Below are 16,816 nucleotides of genomic sequence, written 5' to 3'. Positions count from 1 at the left end.
TATGAGCGATACACAAGCACAAACCGTCGCCTTCGTCCGCGAGACCGAGATACCGCCTTCTCCACCGCCGATCCGCGAGGCGGGGGCGGTCAAATGGGTTCGCGAGAACCTGTTCTCGGGCTGGTTCAATACCATCATGACGCTGGTGGCGCTCTATATCATCTTGCGGATAGTGATTGGGGTGTTTCCCTGGTTCTTCAATGGCGTTTGGGACGCAGGCTCGATCCGGGAGTGCCGTGATATTCTTGAGGGGGCAACCGGGGCCTGTTTTGCGGTTCTTGTGGATCGTTGGGACCACTTGCTGTTCGGATTCAACTACCCACAAGACGCCTATTGGCGTCCGACACTGGCCTTCGTGCTGCTGATCCTGGCGGCGGTTCCCGCTCTCTTTTACATGTACGTTCCAAGCAAGTTCCTGATCGGCACGGCGCTTTACCCGTTCCTGGCCTACTGGCTTCTTTGGGGCGGTACGCTGTGGCTGCCGATTGCCGTTCTTGCGGCGATCATTCTGACAGGGGTCGTGTTCCGACTCGTTGAGAGCATGACCGTGAGCACGCGGACCATAGTGGCCGGGATTGTCGGGTTGGTTGCCGGCGTCGGTCTGGCATACCTGCTGTACCTTGGCGCGAAAGAGCTTTGGTTCATCTCGACCTCAATCGGGACAGGGGGCGCTTTTGCGGGCCTGATGAGTTTGGTCTTCAAGGCATTCTCGATCTTCACTTACGTGTTTTTCATCCCGATGGGCATCTTCGTCGGCTATGCAATCTATCAGAGTGCAAGCGATGGGGGGCTTGTCACGTTGGTGACGTCGCTTCTGGCAATCGCGCTTATGATGCTTTACGCGGTCGGGCCGGTTTCGGGAGTGCTGAACGGTATTATCCCGATTGAGCTTGCGGCTGTGGAATCCCGTCAGATGGGCGGGTTCATGCTTTGTATGATGCTGGGTGCGGTTTGCGTCTCCTTGTCCATCCCGCTTGGTATCGTTCTGGCCCTTGGGCGGCAGTCCAGTATGCCGCTGATCAAGGGCGTTTGTATCGTGTTCATCGAGTTTGTTCGGGGTGTTCCACTGATCACATTGTTGTTCGTCGCGAACGTGATGCTGGCGTACTTCTTCCCTCCGGGAAGTGGTCTGGACCTGTTCTTGCGGGTTGTCATCATGATCACCATGTTCTCGGCGGCCTATATCGCCGAGGTTATCCGGGGTGGTCTGGCCGCTTTGCCGAAAGGGCAATACGAGGCGGCGGACTCGCTGGGTCTGAACTATGCACAGGCGACGCGGTTGATCATTCTGCCGCAGGCTCTGAAGATCTCGATCCCTGGCATCGTGAACGTCGCGGTGGGTCTGTTCAAGGATACGACGCTGGTCTCGGTCATTTCGATGTTCGACATCGTCGGCATGATCCGTGGTCCGATCCAGCAATCGACCGACTGGATCAGTATCTACTGGGAGCCCTATCTCTTTGCAGCGACCTGTTTCTTCATCGTCTGCTACTCAATCTCGCAATACTCGCAGTGGCTTGAACGCCAATTGCAAACAGATCACCACTAAGGAACGCAATCATGGCTGAAGCTGCACAAATGCAAGTGTCGGATGAAGTGGCAATCACCATCCAGAACATGAACAAGTGGTACGGTACCTTTCACGTGCTGCGCGACATCGATCTGACGGTCCAGAGGGGCGAGCGGATTGTTATCTGTGGTCCTTCGGGGTCAGGTAAATCCACGCTGATCCGGTGCATCAACGCGCTGGAGGAGCATCAGGCGGGGTCGATCGAGGTGGATGGCACGTTATTGTCGTCTGACTTGAAGAACATCGACAAGATCCGGTCCGAGGTTGGGATGTGCTTTCAGCACTTCAACCTTTTCCCGCATCTGACGATCCTCGAAAATTGCACCCTGGCACCGATCTGGGTGCGCAAGACCCCGAAGAAGGAAGCCGAAGAGACGGCGATGCATTTCCTTGAAAAGGTGAAGATCCCGGATCAGGCGAGCAAGTATCCCGGACAGCTTTCGGGTGGTCAGCAACAGCGTGTCGCGATTGCGCGGTCCTTGTGCATGCGTCCGCGGATCATGCTGTTTGACGAGCCGACATCGGCGCTGGACCCCGAGATGATCAAGGAAGTTCTTGATACGATGATCGAGCTTGCCGAAGAGGGCATGACGATGCTTTGCGTCACGCACGAGATGGGCTTTGCCCGTCAAGTGGCGAACCGGGTGATCTTTATGGACGCCGGTCAGATTGTCGAGCAGAACGAGCCGGAGGCCTTCTTCAATAATCCTCAGTCGGATCGCACGAAGTTGTTCCTGAGTCAGATCTTGGGGCACTAAGACCTGCGCTGCGCGCGTGGCGTAGCGGGTTTTTGGATATTTTTGCCAAAAAGAAAGGCCGGGCAATTGTCCGGCCTTTTTTGTTCAGGGGATCAGATCTCGGGGGACGATGAAGTCGTCGACCTGGCCTGTCGCCCAGTCGACTTTAGACCAGTCAGGGGCGTCGAATGTGACGATCGCGGTCGCACCGGTCGGGTAGTCGGTGAAGCGCGGGTGTGGGTGCGGCGCGCTGGTGATCCGTTGTGCGAAATCGGCGATACCAGGATTATGGCAGATGACCATGAGGCTGGGTGCGGTTTGTGTGCGCAAGACGCCAAGGATCGTTTGGGCGCTGGCAAGGTAGAGGGCCGGATTGCTGGCCATCCTGGAGGTTTTGGGGAAGTGGTGCGCCATGCGGCTCCAGGTTTCGACCGTTCGGCGCGCGCCGGAAACCAGGACGAGATCGGGTAGGTGTCCGTTTTTCGCAAGCCACGCGCCGATGGCATCGGAGGACCGGCGACCGCGGTCGTTCAGGGTGCGGTCGAAGTCGTCAAGCGTCGGGTCGCCCCAGCTGGACTTGGCGTGTCTTGTCAGGATCAGGGTCAGCGTCATGAGTGGAACTGGTCCATGTGAAAAGCGCTTTGTGCGTCCATCCTGTGATACTTTTGGCTTTGAGGGCAAGCTTTACGGACAGCGCAGCCGGTTTCCATGCACTGTCGGCCGGAGCGCGTGTCAAGAAAGGCGTGGCAGGCGTCGAGATCGTAGCCGTCGGCCGAGAGCGCGCTTGCCGGGCATGCAGAGAGGCATGGGCGTTCATCGCAACGCTCGCAGGGGTTGGCCGAAGGCAGCGGCAGCGCCAGTCTGTCGGGGAGCAGGAGTGCGCCGCGGTAGGAGACCCAGAGGCCCGCAACGTCATGCACGAGGAGGTGCACCGGCGAGGACCATGCGCGGCCAGTTCTGAGCGCCCAGGACATGAAGGGACGGCGTGGGGTGCCGAACGGAAACAAGGCCTCGGCGTTCAGGTCTTGTGCCGCTTTGGTAATCACCCGCTGAGACCATCGATCGAGCGGGTCACTTTTGCCGTCGAGGGCTTCGGGGGAGGCTGTGAAATGGGGCCAGAAGCCGGGCTCATGCGGTCCGAGAAGCACAACGGTCCTACCGTCCAGACCATCGGCCTGTGTCGTGTGGAATGCACCGAAAACCTCCAGATGGTCCCGTAGGACACGACCGGCGATTTCCCCCAGCGTCATCGCGGTGTGCGGATCAAGCTGCCTGCGCCATGGTCGGTAAAAAGTTCCAGCAGGCAGGCATTGGGTGCGCGACCATCCAGTATAACGACAGCGCGAACGCCGCCTTCGATGGCCGCCAAAGCCGTCTCGGTTTTGGGGATCATGCCACCAGCAATGGTCCCGTCTTTGGTCAGTTCGCGGATTTGGGTGGGTGTGATCTCGGTGAGCACATTGCCTGCCTTGTCCTTCACGCCTTCGACGTCGGTCAGCAAAAGCAGACGATCAGCGGCAAGGCTGGCGGCAATTGCGCCGGCGGCGGTGTCACCGTTGACGTTGAAGGTTTCGCCGTTGCGACCCGCCCCGATTGGCGCGATGACGGGAATGTTTTCAGCTTGGGTCAAGGTGCGCAGGATCGCGGGGTCAATGTCTGTTGGTGTTCCGACAAAGCCGAGCGATGCATTGGTTTGATCGCAGGTCATGAGGTTTGAATCCTTGCCCGACAGTCCGACCGCACGGCCGCCCTGGCGGTTGATCGCCTGCACGATCCGTTTGTTTACAAGCCCCGAGAGCACCGCCTCGACGACTTCAACCGTTGCGGCGTCGGTCACGCGCTTGCCATTTACAAACTCGGATTTGATATCCAGCCGCTTCAGCATGTCGTTGATCATCGGCCCGCCACCATGCACAACGACCGGGTTCACGCCGACCTGACGCATCAGGACGATATCGCGTGCGAAGCCGTCCATCGCGGCGTCGTCGATCATGGCGTGGCCGCCGAATTTGATGACGACGGTCGCGCCTTCGTAGCGCTGCAGGTATGGCAGAGCCTGGCTTAGGGTGCTGGCGGTGGCGATCCAGTCGCGGTTCATATCACGGTGTCTCATGGCTGTCCTCTTGACCCTTGGTTAGGACTTTGTTCAGGCAGGCTCAAGCCAGCGTTGCAATGATCGTGCGGAGCGTGTCTATACCGTCGCCTTTTTCGGACGACGTGAGAACGATTTCGGGGAACGCAGCGGGATGCTTTGACAGTGCCTCTCGCACCTGGGTCAGAACGCGTTCGCGGTCTACGGCTTTCACCTTGTCGGCTTTGGTCAGGACGGCCTGAAAGGTTACGGCCGTGGTATCGAGAAGTGAGAGAATCTCTTCATCCACGGCTTTGATTCCGTGGCGCGCGTCGATCAAGACAAAGGCGCGGCGCAGGTTCTGGCGACCGGCGAGATATGATTTCAAGAGTCGCTGCCATTTCTCGACGACTTTGACGGGTGCGTTCGCAAAGCCATAGCCGGGCAGGTCGACGAGATATCTTTCGTCACCAAGCGTGAAAAAGTTGATCTCTTGCGTGCGGCCCGGGGTGTTTGACGCCCGCGCGAGGCCTTTACGGCCTGTCAGGGCATTGATCAGACTGGATTTACCGACGTTTGAGCGTCCGGCAAAGCAAACCTCGAGGCGGTCGGCCGGGGGCAGGCCATCCATTGCGACGACGCCCTTGAGGAAATCGGTTTCGCCGGCAAAAAGCTTGCGTCCCAGTTCCAACTCGGTTGGTTCGAATTCAGCAAGGGGAAACGGCAATAGCATTACAGAACCTCGACGGTTGCAGTCTTGGCGACATGCCCGCTTTCAATGACCTCGGCGTAGACACCAAACTCCTGATGCCCCAGATCGTCGAGGGTTCCAAGCACATCGACATCGCGTTGTCCGGTCTCGGGGTTGGCCATCGTCGCTTTGCAGCGGGTGATCTGTTCTTTTACCTCAAGAACGGCGTCGCCAACACGCAGGCGTTTGCCGATCCAGGTTGTCTCGTCCCAGGGTGCCAGGCCATCAATCCAGATGTTGCCACGAAACCGATGCGGCGAAAGGTCAGACCCGGTGCGATGTCCCAGCGCCTTGAGCGAGGACGTCGAATTGATCGAAACCCATGGATAGGGCACGTCCGTCAAGGGCACGCCCTGCACACGGTAGAGCTTGGTCGGCGAGGGCAGGTCGATGGGCCAAAGATCGCGGAGCCAGTCTATCAGCTTGGCTTCGCCTTCGGGGGTGTTTGGATCACAGGTGATCGTCTCAAGCGCCGGATGCGAAAGTGTAAGCGTTTTGGTTTGCTCGTCGAAGCTTGCCTTTGCGGCCATCAAGGAGGGGGCGGCGACGCCTCGCAGGAAGTTCACCTTCTTGCCCCAGCCGCCGTCGAGTTTCGAGCGTTCGTGCGCAACCGCCCACGTCCGATCAAAGGGCAGGCATTTGCCAGCCGTGAGTACAACGGCGTTCAGTTCTTCCCGGCCTACTGATTTCAGCGGGTGCCGCAGGATGAGGCTAACGGCAGGCGTCATTTCTTGGACTTGGGGTCCGGCTTCTTGGACGGCGCGCTGTCCTTGTTGTCTGCCGCTGGTTTTTCAGTGGCTTTGGCGCCTGAACGTATATTGCCCCAGATGTCTGGTTTGTATCCATGGCTGCGCATGATCGTGTATTGCTGGACGAAAGTGATCGTGTTGTTGGCGATCCAGTAGACGACAAGTCCGCTTGCGAAGCCGCCCAGCATGAACATGAAGACCCACGGCATCCAGGCGAAGATCATCGCTTGCGTCGCATCCGTTGGCGCAGGGTTCAGTTTTTGCTGAAGGAACATCGATATGCCAAGCAGAAGTGGCAGGATGCCGATGAAGATCAGCGCCAGGATACTACCGGGTTCGGGCGCAGCATAGGGCAACAGGCCGAAGGCGTTGAAGATCGACGTTGGGTCAGGGGCGCTGAGGTCCTGGAAGGGGCCAAAGAACGGGGCGTGACGCAGTTCGATGGTGACGAAGATCACCTTGTAGAGCGAGAAGAAGATCGGGATTTGCAGAAGGATCGGCAAACATCCCGATGCCGGGTTCACCTTTTCCTTCTTGTAGAGACCCATCATCTCGGTTTGGAGTTTCTGACGATCGTCGCCCGCGCGCTCTTTTATTTTCTCCATTTCGGGCTGAAGTTCCTTCATTTTCGCCATCGAAATGTAGGATTTGCGCGCAAGCGGGAAGAGCAGCGCCTTGATCAGCAGAGTCAGCGCGATGATTGCGAGGCCCATGTTCCCAATCAGAAGATTGAGTTCGTGAAGGACGAAGAAAATGGGTTTCGTCAGGAACTGAAAGAGGCCCCAGTCGATCGACTCGACGAAACCGTCGATGCCGTTTTGCTCGGAGAAACCGAAGAAATATGAGATGGATGCCCCAAGGCCGATGACGTCGCGACCCGCTTCGTAATCGCGGATTGTGTCCCATTCCTTGGCTCCGGCGAAGACGCGTGTCGTGGTTTCGCGGCTGCTTCCGGCCGGTACGTCGATTGTCGGGTAGACGGTCAATGCTTGGTAAACGTCCGAGCCCGGGACATACTGCACGCGCGAGGTGTGCGGTGCGTTCGCTGCCGGGACCAGCGCAGTCATCCAGTAGTGATCCGTGAAGCCAACGTAGCCGCTTTCGGTGATCTGCGCTTCAGATGTCTCGCCGGGGATATCGTCGTAGTCGATCTCACTCAGCACGCCGTCGACCATCTGGATGGCGCCTTCATGGAGAATGAAGAAACCCATGAGGTCTTGGGGTTCGCCGTGACGGGCGACGATACCGTAGGGGGCAACGCGGACGGAAGCCGATGTTGGGTTCTCGACCGTTTGGGTCACCGAGAACATGTAATCGTCGTCAATTGAGACCGTGCGGCGGAAAATCAGGCCGGCGGGGCTGTTCCAGCGCAGGACGATCGGGGTTTCAGGCGTCAGTGTTGTACCGCTTTCCGAGGACCAGATCGTGTCGGGTCCGGGCACGTCTGCGGCGTCCAATCCGCCACCCGGGGCCCATCCAAACACTGTATAGTAAGGTTGTTCGGAGCCGATAGGCGCCAGAAGTTCGACCTTGTCCGCCGTGTCGAGCTCTTCTTCGTAGTCGTTGAGGAAGAGGGTGTCGATGCGACCGCCTGCAAGCGAAATAGAGCCGCTGAGACGGCTGGTTTCGATGTTCAGACGTGGTGCGGTTGCGGTCGTGGTTTCGGGGGTTTGCGGTGACACCTGAGTGCCATCGGCAGTCAGCGGCGCGCCGTTGGCCGCTTCCGCGTCGGGCAGAGCGACGACGCCGTCCTGCGTGACGGCTGTTGGCTCGACCGGTTCCGGGGGTGGAAACAGAATAAACCAAACGAAGAGTACGGCTGTACTCAACACCATTGCCAGCAGAAGGTTTCTGTTCTGGTCGTCCATCGCGTGCCACCTGGAGGTTTGTCGGATTGCAGGTGGTTCAACCGTCCGACGGCCAAAAGGTCAAGCGCTTTCGGACAAGTTACCGTCTCACGATTTGGTTCTTTTTAAGTCGGGGGCGGTTTTGAGAATGTCCTGGGGTGCGGGACCTCAGGTGACTTCATTGTTTCCGGCGGGCTTTTTGCCGACCTGCGCCTGTGTCGGAAAGCCCGAGCGGTAGTCTGCGATCCAGGTGAGGCTGTCGCCACGTGGCATTGGTCTGGCCAGATTGAAGCCCTGAATATGGTCGCACCCCAGTTGCGCAAGCATGGAATGTTCGGCGGGTGTTTCCACGCCTTCAGCGAGTGTTTCGATATCCAACTGCTCGGCCATAGCCAGAAGCGCCGAAACAAGCTTGCGTTGTTCAGCGTCCGAATCCACCCGCGAAATCAATTGCCGGTCAATCTTGAGCCGCGACACCGAGAACTTCCGGATGTTCATGATGCTGGTATAGCTGGTGCCGAAATCGTCGAGGTCGATGTGACAACCCATTTCGGAGATTGCCCGGAGGTTTTGAGAAATGATGTCATCCTGAGATTCCGCAATGACGTTTTCGAGAACCTCGATCGTCAACCGGTCTGCGGTGAGTTCGAAACGATCCAGTTCCCAACGAAGGAATTCCGCCAGCCGGGGATTTCTCAACTCGTCGCTGCAGTAGTTCACCGAAACCGAGGGAATGCCAAAGCCAGCCCGGTCGCAGGTTCGCAGTGTGCTGAGTGCATGGGTCAAGACAACTTCGGACAGGCGCTGTGACAGTCCGAGACGATCAATCAGACCGAGAAACGACGCCGGAGAAATGAGCCCGCGCGTCGGATGTTCCCAACGGGCGAGCGCTTCGAAACCGGTGATTTCGCCCGTGTGTGTGGACACCTGAGGCTGATACCACGCAATGATCTGGCCGTTTTCAAGCGCGGCCGCGACCTCGCCCAAGAGGACGTTGTCGTTGCTTGGGACCTTTCCGTAACCGGTTTTATAGATCCGCACGACACCGGGGCCGTCTTGGATCGCCGAGCGATTAGCGCAATCCGCAGCCCGAATGAGTGCCGAAGGCGTAAGGTTTTCGATCTGGCTGGCGCGCGCGATACCCACAGTCACCGAGCAGTAGACCCGAACGGCCCCCTTCGTGATGGGTTCGTCTAGACAGGTCTGAATGCGCCGTGACAAATGCAGCAGGTTTTCGCTTTCAGGGGCCTGCATTCCGCCAAGACAAACAAGGATATCCGACTTCTTGCCGCGTGCAATGAGGTCACCCTGCCGCAGGATTTTGCCAAGACGATTAGAGAATTCCTCAACAATAGTGTCGTCCATTGGAAAACCGAGCCGTTCCTCAAGCAGGTCGAGGCTGTCAAACTTGATCGCCATAACGGCGATTTGCCTTAGTTCACGCCCTTCCACCGAGAACTGGCCCTGAAGCCATGCTTCTGCGGCCTCAATAGGAAAGGGCGCGGCAAACACGGATTGTGAGGTGAAACGCCGCTCGGGGAAAAGCGACAGAAGGACTGCCGCTGCGGGCAAGACGGCGGCGACGGCGATCATCGTTTGTTCGCCGGCCGCCCAATGGGTGGCAGCCAGGAGCAGAGGAATGAAGGCAATCGGACGATAGCCTGCAGTGATCCATCCCACCAGTCTGCGGGCTTGTTGCCTGCTGCCTTTATACGTGGCGCCGCTCACACCGATCTCCTGTATTGGTAGATTGGGGGACTGACTAACACCGCAAAATATACAACCGGTTAATGCGCGGAGATCCGGCGCTTTTTGCTGGACCGAACACAGATCACAGGCCCTTTGGGGGCGCTCCTGGCCGGTGGCATTGTGGGGTCTGGTCATCCAGACGGTCCTGAAAAGCGTATAAGCAGTGAAGGAGACAAATATGAAACGCTATATTATTGCCATGGTCCTGCTGGGACTGGCTGCCTGCACTGGAAAGCCGAATTCCGACGACGCTTTGCTGAGTGAGCGCAAGCTGGACCTTGAGGATTTCTTTGTTGGAACCAGCGTTGCGCGCGGGCAGTTTCAGGACGTCTTCGGTACGGTGCGGCGGCGTTTTGACGTCGAGATCACCGGCACATTCGACGGGCAGACTTTAACGCTTGTCGAGGACTTCCTCTATGAGGATGGGGCGACGGAACAGCGGGTCTGGACGCTGTTGAAAACCGGTGACGACAGTTGGCAAGGTACCGCGCCCGGCGTCGAGGGGATTGCAACCGGTATCGAGCGCGGCGACACGTTTAACTGGCGGTACACGATTGATTTGCCGGTTCCTTCCGCCGACGGCACGGTCGAGACGGTGAAAGTGACCTTTGACGACTGGATGTGGCTATTGTCCGATAATCGGTTGTTGAACCGGGCTTACGTCAAACGCTTCGGGGTCGATATTGGTGACGTTATCATCATCTTCGAAAAAGAAAGCTGATCAGATCAGCCGACGGATTTTCAGCCGCGTGATGCGGTTGTCCTGTCGTTCGAGGATATCAAAACGGAACCCGTGGAACGAAAAGGTCTGACCCTTGGATGGGATGGACTGCGCTTCGTGAATGACGAGGCCGGCGATGGTGTTGGCTTCATCGTCCGGCAGGTTCCAGTCGGTGGCCCGATTCAGGTCACGAATCGTCATGGCGCCGTCTACGACGACGTCTCCGGTTTCTGTCCGGCGGAGAGGCGAATCTTCGTCAATGTCGAACTCGTCCGTGATTTCTCCGACGATTTCCTCAAGGATGTCTTCGAGCGTGATCAGACCTTCAAGCGAGCCGTATTCATCCACGACAAGCGCAAAATGCGTCGAACGTCGCAGGAACTGCCGCATTTGTTCGTCAAGCGTCGTGGTTTCGGGCACGAAGTAAGGCTTCATCGCCACTTCGAGAATGTCGAAACCCTCGAACGGGTCCTGAGCCTCGGGCTGTTCACCACGCCGCGCGTACATTGCCCGTAGCAGGTCTTTGGCGTGCATGACGCCGATTATGTTCTCTTGGTCGCCACGAAACACCGGCAGTCGCGTGTGCGCTGAGGCGAGGCACAGCTCAAGCACCTGCGCGGGCGGCAGGTCGGCGTCGATCATTTCGATCTGACTGCGGTGGAGCATGATTTCTTCGACCGTGCGGTCAGCAAGGTCCAGAGCGCCCAGAATACGGTCCCGGTCTTCCTTTTCGACGACGCCTTCGGAATGGCCTAGCTGCAAAGCGCCGGCGATTTCATCTCGCATCGACATGATGCGGCTGTCGGGGTCGATGCGCACACCGAAGATGAGCAACACGCCGCGCACGATCATGCGCACGAAGTTCACCACCGGGGAAAACACCATGACGATGATCCGGATCGGGCCAGAGACGCTTGCAGCCGCGCGTTCGGCGTTCGAAATCGCGTAGGTCTTGGGCAGGACCTCCGCAAAGATCAGGACCAGCGCCGTCATTACAAGGGTCGCCAGCGCGACGCCGCTTTCACCGAACAGACGGGTGAACAGGGCCGTCGCAAGCGAGGCCGCGAGAATGTTGACCAGGTTGTTGCCCAGAAGAACCGCGCCGATCAGGCGCTCGTTGTCTTCAGTGATAAGCAGCGCGCGTTCGGCCCCCTTGGAGCCTTTTTCGGCCTGTGATTTCAGTTTGCCACGCGAAGCGGCTGTGAGAGCGGTTTCCGACCCGGAGAAGAAACCCGAGAGAATCAGAAGCGCCAAGATCGAACCGACGGTGATCCAGAAGGCGGCATCAAGCATGTGTGAGGAGGGGTCCATGGGGCATATCAAAGTCGAACTATGATGTGTTATGGGCCTGCAGGTCCAGTCGTTCAAGGGAACATTCACGGGAAATGTGGTAATGAAGGTGCAGGATTTCGGCCATTTCGATGGCCCAGTCGTTCTTTTTGGCGGTGTTTATTCAAACCAGCAGGCGCTCATGGCGCTGACTGATGAGATTCGTGGTCGTGACGCGATCTGCACCGGCGATATTGTCGGCTATTGCGCCGAGCCGAATGAAACGGTGGCGCTGTTTGGTGCCGAGGGCTATTGGTCGGTTGCCGGAAATTGTGAGCGCCAGCTCGCGGAAGGCAGCGACGACTGCGGTTGTGGTTTCGAGGACGGAAGTACGTGCAGTATCCTGTCGCGTGGGTGGTGGCCGTTCCTTTTGAGAACGGCGACGCCGGACGTCGTGACCTGGCTGCACAACCTGCCGGATATCGGTTTGTTCATGCATCAGGGGCGCAGGTATGCGGTTCTTCACGGCGGCGCGACGTCAAAAAGCAGGTTCATCTGGCTATCGACGGATGAGATGGATTTCCTTCATGAGATCAGGGTTTTGGAAGAAGCTGTCGGGGCTGTGGACGGAGTTGTTGCGGGTCATTCAGGGATCGCGTTTCAGCGGGTGATCGATGGCCGCCAATGGATCAATGCCGGTGCGGTCGGTATGCCGCCGCACGATGGGCGCGCCGAAACGCGTTATGCGGTGCTGGAGAACGGCGATGTGACGTTTGAACGTCTGTCCTATGATGTCGAGGCGGCGGTAGCCGCGATGGAAGCGGCGGGGTTGGTGCAGGGGTATGAGATCGCCCTTGAGACCGGGAATTGGCCTAGTGAGGACGTTTTGCCGGATGCGCTGAGGCGCTAGTCCTGCGCCATGGGGTGGTGTTGCAGGACGAGATCCCGCAGGCGCTCTTCCAGGACATGCGTGTATATCTCGGTGGTGCCGACGTCAGCATGGCCGAGGAGCGTCTGAATTGCCCGCAGATCTGCGCCGTTCGCCAGGAGGTGGGTCGCGAAGGCGTGGCGAAGGGTGTGCGGCGTGACGATTGCAGCAGGCACGCCGGCGGCAACAGCGAATTCCTTGATCATCAGATAGAACCGGTGGCGGGTAAGGTGACCTGTCTTGCTTCGCGAGGGAAACAGGAATTTTGAAGGCTGGGTGCCTTTGGCAAGTCGCGCGGCATCTTCGGTTTCGTCCCACTTGGCGAGCCATGCGATCAGGGCTTCGCGCGCTGGCGGGGAAAGGGGTACCATGCGTTCCTTGCCGCCCTTGCCGCGCACGAGAAGCATTTGCGGGTTCCCACGCGCCGCGGCGACCGGAAGCGAGACAAGTTCGCTGACCCGCATTCCTGTCGCATAGAGCAGTTCCATGAGGCAGGTGTTGCGGGGCCTGTCGCTGGCGCGACCATGGTCGCGCGCGGCGTCCAGCAGGGCTTCGACCTGGGTTTGTGTGAGTGTTTTGGGCAGCAGCTTCGCGCGTTTCGGCCCCGAGATGCGCTGGGCGGGGTTGTCGGTGCGCCAGCCTTCTTCGAATGCGAAGCGGTAAAGCTGGCGGATAGCCGATAGGCGGCGCGCACGGGTCGACTGGGCAAGGCCAGAGGCTTGGAGATCTACGAGGTAACTTTCGATATCCGTCTGGCTGACCCGCATCAACGCGACGCTCTTTCGAGCACACCATTCCGAAAAGTCTTTAAGATCGCGCGCATAGGCGAGCCGCGTATTCACGGCGGCATCAAGTTCGGCGGCCTGCGCTTCGAGAAAGGTGGCGATCTGGCGCGCGTCGCTCATATCTGACTGTTTTCCAACAGAAGTTCGGCGGCAACGCGTCGTGACAAGTCGTCAAGTCCCAGCGTTTTCAAAAGCGAAATCGCATCGGAGACCGCCGCCGGGTCGGCGTCGGCACCTTCGGCAAGCACTCCGATGGCTTTCAACAGGGCTTCGCCGGAACGGTTGGAGCGCAGCAGCATTCGATAGCTTTCGCTGGGCGGCAGGCCGGACAGGCTGCGCCGCACCGCGACGGTGAGGGGCGTAGCGTTGCGCATTTCAAAGGGGGTATCCGTCAGAATGGCGAGCAGCGTCTGGTCGTCCTGCGAAGATCCTGCATACCGGCGCGCCATGTCGATGTCGTTGCTGAACAGTGCCACCTCGAAGGCGGTGTGATGGGCCTGCCTCTCCAGCGAAATGCCCTGCAAACGCTTTGCGATCCAAGGCGCGAGTGCGGCGTGATAGCCAGCCGATACTGCGGCATCCCATGCCGCGGGCAGGGCTCGGCTGATCTGTGCGCTGTTGCGATTCGAAAGAGCGGCGCGCAAGGACTGGATCGCGGCCACGCGGCTCCAGATACCGCCAGAGGCGGACGGGCGGCGGTTTGATATGATCCCCAGAAGGTCTTCGGGTGGCAGGGCGCCGGCTGCGGTCAAACGCTCGGCTGCACGAATCCGCACTCTCCATCCGACGGTTTCCGACAGATCGGCTACGGCAAAAGCAATGGGCAAGGTGTCCGTTGAGGGACGTTCGCCGATGGCCTCGTAAAGGCGGAACAGCAGGGGTGAAAGCGATTGCGGACGCGGCAATAGTTCCTCGTCCTCGAAGAGTTCGGGGTCGAGGAAGTGCAGGAGAAGCTGGTCTTCGGTTTCCGAGAGTATTCCCAGCGCCTCGGCGGTGCCAAGGGTCAAGGCGGCGACATCCCATTCGCCGTTGCGCGCGAGGCAGAAAATACGCGCAGGAAAAGTGGGCGAGATGTCGGGGTTGGTTGCGATGATCTCGCATGCCGCGTTTTCAGTGCTTTTCAAGAGAGCGATGTCGAAGGTGCGGCGGAAGTATTGCGGTTCGGGCGGGCCGGCTGCTTCGATCAGAGCTTCGGCTTCGGTGAGTCTGGCAAGGGACAGCAGAGTGTCGAGCCGCGCAAGAAAGAGGCTGTTGTCGACGGCGGCATCGATGGGCGAGTCGAGTTGCGCCAGCGCGAGCGACGCGAAATAAGCGCGCAAGGTTGGCGTGGAAATTTCGGGGACAGCAAGAAAGGCGCGCGCCAGGTCTTTGGCGGAGCTGCCGCCCCAAAGGTCGGTTTCAAGGCCGATATCGCTGGCAGGAAAGAGGCCCGCATCATCCGCGACCGGCGCGCCAAGTGGCAGGACCGTAACGGGGGGCACAGGCGCGGCGGGCGGGGCAACCGGCGGTGGAGGAATAACAGGCGAAGGCACGGAAACCGAGTCCGACAGCCAGTCGATGGCCGATAGCGGTTCGCCCGCGCCACTTTGCGCCGCTTGCGCGGCTAGTGGTTCGGTTGCCAGCGCCAGAATGAGCGCCGCCAGTCTAGTTCGTGTCCAGCTCAACTGGTTCGCTCACATCCTGTTGATCGGGTCGTAAATCGCCCAGATATGCATATCCAATGACCGTCACGGCGATCAGCACCACCAGGACGAACAGGAGCTTCAATAAACGGAGCATCCAAATTACCCTTTTGCCTCTGACCCTTGGCGGGCCCCCTGCCGCTTGTTCACGGTTCTCATGTTCCATTTATAACTGGTCTTTTCGGCAAGATCACGCCATTCAGACCAATGAACTGAAAAGATAAGCGGGACGCTGCCGTTTTGCCATTCCAACTTAAAAAAACAGTTGCCCTTGTGGGCATGATGGGGTCGGGAAAATCCGCGATTGGCACGGCTTTGGCGCGCAGGCTTGGTGTGCCGTTTCTCGACAGTGACGCCGAGATCGAAGCCGCGGCGAACATGACCATCGCGGAGATTTTTGAGGCCTATGACGAGGCGTTTTTCCGGCAGAAGGAGGCGCAGGTCATTGCGCGTCTTCTGGAAACCGAGGTTGGCGTCTTGTCGACAGGCGGGGGCGCGTTCTTGAGGGCCGCAAACCGAGAGGCCATCGCGAAGCGTGGCGTTGCGGTCTGGTTACGGGCCGATATCGAGTTGTTGTGGAGCCGCGTGCGCCACAAGACCACGCGGCCTCTTTTGATGACAGATGATCCTCGCGCCACGCTGGCGACCCTTTGTGCCACGCGCGAGCCTGAATACGCCAAGGCGGAACTGGCGGTCGACGCCCGCGAGGATTATTCGATCGAGCAAATGACCGACAAAGTGATCGAGGCCCTTCTGGGCCGCCCCGACGTTCTTAGGGAAATCCGATGACCACCAGCCACACCGTCCATGTCCCGTTGGGAGACCGTGCCTATGACGTGCGCATCGGCACAGATCTGTTAAGCCGGGCGGGTGCCGAAATTGCACCGCTTTTGCAGCGCAAACATGTGGCAGTAGTGACAGAGGATCGCGTCGGCGCGTTGCATCTGGCGGGATTGAAGGCGGGGCTTGAGGCGGCTGGGATCACGATGTCCGCTCTGTCTCTGCCACCGGGCGAGGGCACGAAGAACTGGGAGAACCTTTCCCGCACTGTCGAGTGGTTGCTGGAAGAGCGGTTTGAGCGGCGCGATGTGGTTGTGGCGCTGGGTGGCGGTGTGATCGGAGATCTTGTCGGGTTCGCGTCGGCCATTACGCGACGGGGTTTGCGGTTCGTACAGGTTCCGACGTCGCTTTTGGCGCAGGTGGACAGTTCGGTTGGCGGAAAGACCGGGATCAACACGTCCCATGGCAAGAACCTTGTCGGCGCGTTCCATCAACCTTCGCTGGTCCTGGCGGACGTTGATTTGCTTGAGACGCTGACGGCGCGCGATTTTCTGGCGGGCTATGGGGAAGTCGTCAAATACGGGCTTTTGGGGAATGCTGATTTCTTTCAGTGGCTTGAAAAGAACGCTCACTCCATGGCCAAGGGCGACGCTGACTTACGCGCAGAGGCGGTGCGGGTGTCGGTGCAGATGAAGGCCGATATCGTCGAGCGCGACGAGACCGAGCAGGGCGACCGCGCCTTGTTGAACCTTGGGCACACATTTTGTCATGCGCTGGAGGCGGCGACAGGGTATTCGGACCGGCTTTTGCACGGAGAGGGAGTGGCGATCGGCTGCGCCTTGGCGTTCGAGGTTTCCGCGCGGGCGGGACTTTGTTCGCAAGAGGACCCAAGTCGGGTGCGTGCTCATCTGAAGGCGATGGGAATGAAGACCGATTTGCGCGATATCGCTGGTGATTTGCCGGACGCAGACGGGCTGCTGCATTTGATGGGGCAGGACAAGAAGGTCGTGGATGGCGCGCTACGCTATATCATGGTGCGCGGCATCGGCGAGGCGTTTGTGACCAGCGACATACCCCGGGATATCGTTCACGGGGTTTTGCAGGATGCGCTGCGCGACTGCTAGCGTCGCCGGACGATCCCGCCATAACCGGTGTTGGCGCCATAGAAGCGCCGACT

17 protein-coding genes are annotated in these 16,816 nt (G+C 59.1%); 6 read left to right on the top strand and 11 right to left on the bottom strand.

The genetic code is table 11. The annotated features are described in order from the left end of the window. Window position 1 precedes the first annotated feature (1 nt). Window positions 2-1,549, top strand: a complete 1,548-nt coding sequence (locus tag BOA8489_RS20860) for an amino acid ABC transporter permease (RefSeq protein ID WP_245813953.1) — start codon at window positions 2-4, stop codon at window positions 1,547-1,549. A gap of 11 nt (window positions 1,550-1,560) precedes the next feature. After that, entirely contained in the window at window positions 1,561-2,328 is a 768-nt protein-coding gene (locus tag BOA8489_RS17450) for an amino acid ABC transporter ATP-binding protein (RefSeq protein ID WP_093975593.1), read from the top strand. A gap of 84 nt (window positions 2,329-2,412) precedes the next feature. Here BOA8489_RS17450 and BOA8489_RS17445 read toward each other — a convergent pair whose 3' ends face one another. From BOA8489_RS17445 to BOA8489_RS17415, 7 genes are all read right to left on the bottom strand, one after another. Further along, window positions 2,413-2,919, bottom strand: coding sequence for a SixA phosphatase family protein (locus tag BOA8489_RS17445; protein WP_093975592.1), 507 nt, complete (start codon window positions 2,917-2,919; stop codon window positions 2,413-2,415). Beyond that, window positions 2,916-3,557, bottom strand: coding sequence for a ferredoxin (locus tag BOA8489_RS17440; protein WP_245813951.1), 642 nt, complete (start codon window positions 3,555-3,557; stop codon window positions 2,916-2,918). Before BOA8489_RS17440 ends, BOA8489_RS17445 begins: the two co-directional genes overlap by 4 nt. Next, window positions 3,554-4,420 carry an acetylglutamate kinase gene (gene argB / locus BOA8489_RS17435; protein WP_093975591.1) on the bottom strand — a complete coding sequence of 289 codons (867 nt, stop codon included), beginning with the start codon at window positions 4,418-4,420 and terminating at the stop codon, window positions 3,554-3,556. The genes BOA8489_RS17440 and argB overlap by 4 nt, the downstream gene beginning before the upstream one ends. A 43-nt stretch (window positions 4,421-4,463) precedes the next feature. Beyond that, window positions 4,464-5,111, bottom strand: a complete 648-nt coding sequence (yihA, locus tag BOA8489_RS17430; protein WP_093975590.1) for a ribosome biogenesis GTP-binding protein YihA/YsxC — start codon at window positions 5,109-5,111, stop codon at window positions 4,464-4,466. Continuing rightward, window positions 5,111-5,857, bottom strand: a complete 747-nt coding sequence (locus tag BOA8489_RS17425; RefSeq protein ID WP_093975589.1) for an MOSC domain-containing protein — start codon at window positions 5,855-5,857, stop codon at window positions 5,111-5,113. Before BOA8489_RS17425 ends, yihA begins: the two co-directional genes overlap by 1 nt. Further along, window positions 5,854-7,746, bottom strand: coding sequence for a membrane protein insertase YidC (gene yidC, locus BOA8489_RS17420; RefSeq protein ID WP_093975588.1), 1,893 nt, complete (start codon window positions 7,744-7,746; stop codon window positions 5,854-5,856). Before yidC ends, BOA8489_RS17425 begins: the two co-directional genes overlap by 4 nt. A gap of 147 nt (window positions 7,747-7,893) precedes the next feature. Then, entirely contained in the window at window positions 7,894-9,453 is a 1,560-nt protein-coding gene (locus tag BOA8489_RS17415) for a GGDEF domain-containing phosphodiesterase (protein ID WP_176440355.1), read from the bottom strand. A 199-nt stretch (window positions 9,454-9,652) separates the two neighbouring features. On the opposite strand from BOA8489_RS17415, the gene BOA8489_RS17410 reads away from it, so the two are divergent. After that, complete coding sequence (locus BOA8489_RS17410) at window positions 9,653-10,195, top strand: DUF3833 domain-containing protein (protein ID WP_093975586.1); 543 nt, start codon at window positions 9,653-9,655, stop codon at window positions 10,193-10,195. Here BOA8489_RS17410 and BOA8489_RS17405 read toward each other — a convergent pair whose 3' ends face one another. Further along, window positions 10,196-11,506 carry an HlyC/CorC family transporter gene (locus BOA8489_RS17405; protein ID WP_093975585.1) on the bottom strand — a complete coding sequence of 437 codons (1,311 nt, stop codon included), beginning with the start codon at window positions 11,504-11,506 and terminating at the stop codon, window positions 10,196-10,198. A gap of 82 nt (window positions 11,507-11,588) precedes the next feature. Here BOA8489_RS17405 and BOA8489_RS17400 point away from each other — a divergent pair, with 82 nt between their 5' ends. Next, on the top strand, window positions 11,589-12,374 hold the full coding sequence (locus tag BOA8489_RS17400; protein WP_093975637.1) for a metallophosphoesterase family protein: 786 nt from the start codon (window positions 11,589-11,591) through the stop codon (window positions 12,372-12,374). Here BOA8489_RS17400 and BOA8489_RS17395 read toward each other — a convergent pair. The 3 genes from BOA8489_RS17395 to BOA8489_RS20965 are packed head-to-tail and all read right to left on the bottom strand — an operon-like array spanning window position 12,371 to window position 14,956. Continuing rightward, window positions 12,371-13,297, bottom strand: coding sequence for a site-specific tyrosine recombinase XerD (locus tag BOA8489_RS17395; RefSeq protein WP_093975584.1), 927 nt, complete (start codon window positions 13,295-13,297; stop codon window positions 12,371-12,373). The two genes, BOA8489_RS17400 and BOA8489_RS17395, sit on opposite strands and share 4 nt — an antisense overlap. Beyond that, complete coding sequence (locus BOA8489_RS17390; protein WP_093975583.1) at window positions 13,294-14,841, bottom strand: hypothetical protein; 1,548 nt, start codon at window positions 14,839-14,841, stop codon at window positions 13,294-13,296. The genes BOA8489_RS17395 and BOA8489_RS17390 overlap by 4 nt, the downstream gene beginning before the upstream one ends. Beyond that, window positions 14,822-14,956 (bottom strand): hypothetical protein, encoded by a 135-nt coding sequence (locus BOA8489_RS20965; protein ID WP_093975582.1) that lies wholly within the window; start codon window positions 14,954-14,956, stop codon window positions 14,822-14,824. The genes BOA8489_RS17390 and BOA8489_RS20965 overlap by 20 nt, the downstream gene beginning before the upstream one ends. Window positions 14,957-15,099: 143 nt before the next feature. Between BOA8489_RS20965 and BOA8489_RS17380 the strand changes: the two genes are divergently transcribed. Continuing rightward, on the top strand, window positions 15,100-15,648 hold the full coding sequence (locus BOA8489_RS17380; RefSeq protein ID WP_093975581.1) for a shikimate kinase: 549 nt from the start codon (window positions 15,100-15,102) through the stop codon (window positions 15,646-15,648). Next, window positions 15,645-16,763 carry a 3-dehydroquinate synthase gene (aroB, locus tag BOA8489_RS17375; RefSeq protein WP_093975580.1) on the top strand — a complete coding sequence of 373 codons (1,119 nt, stop codon included), beginning with the start codon at window positions 15,645-15,647 and terminating at the stop codon, window positions 16,761-16,763. Before BOA8489_RS17380 ends, aroB begins: the two co-directional genes overlap by 4 nt. Window positions 16,764-16,816 lie beyond the last annotated feature (53 nt).

The sequence above is a fragment of the Boseongicola aestuarii genome, from assembly GCF_900184815.1.
GTDB lineage: Bacteria > Pseudomonadota > Alphaproteobacteria > Rhodobacterales > Rhodobacteraceae > Boseongicola > Boseongicola aestuarii.
The sequence above is the reverse complement of the archived record's forward strand: the minus strand, read 5'-3'. Positions and strand labels throughout refer to the sequence as shown.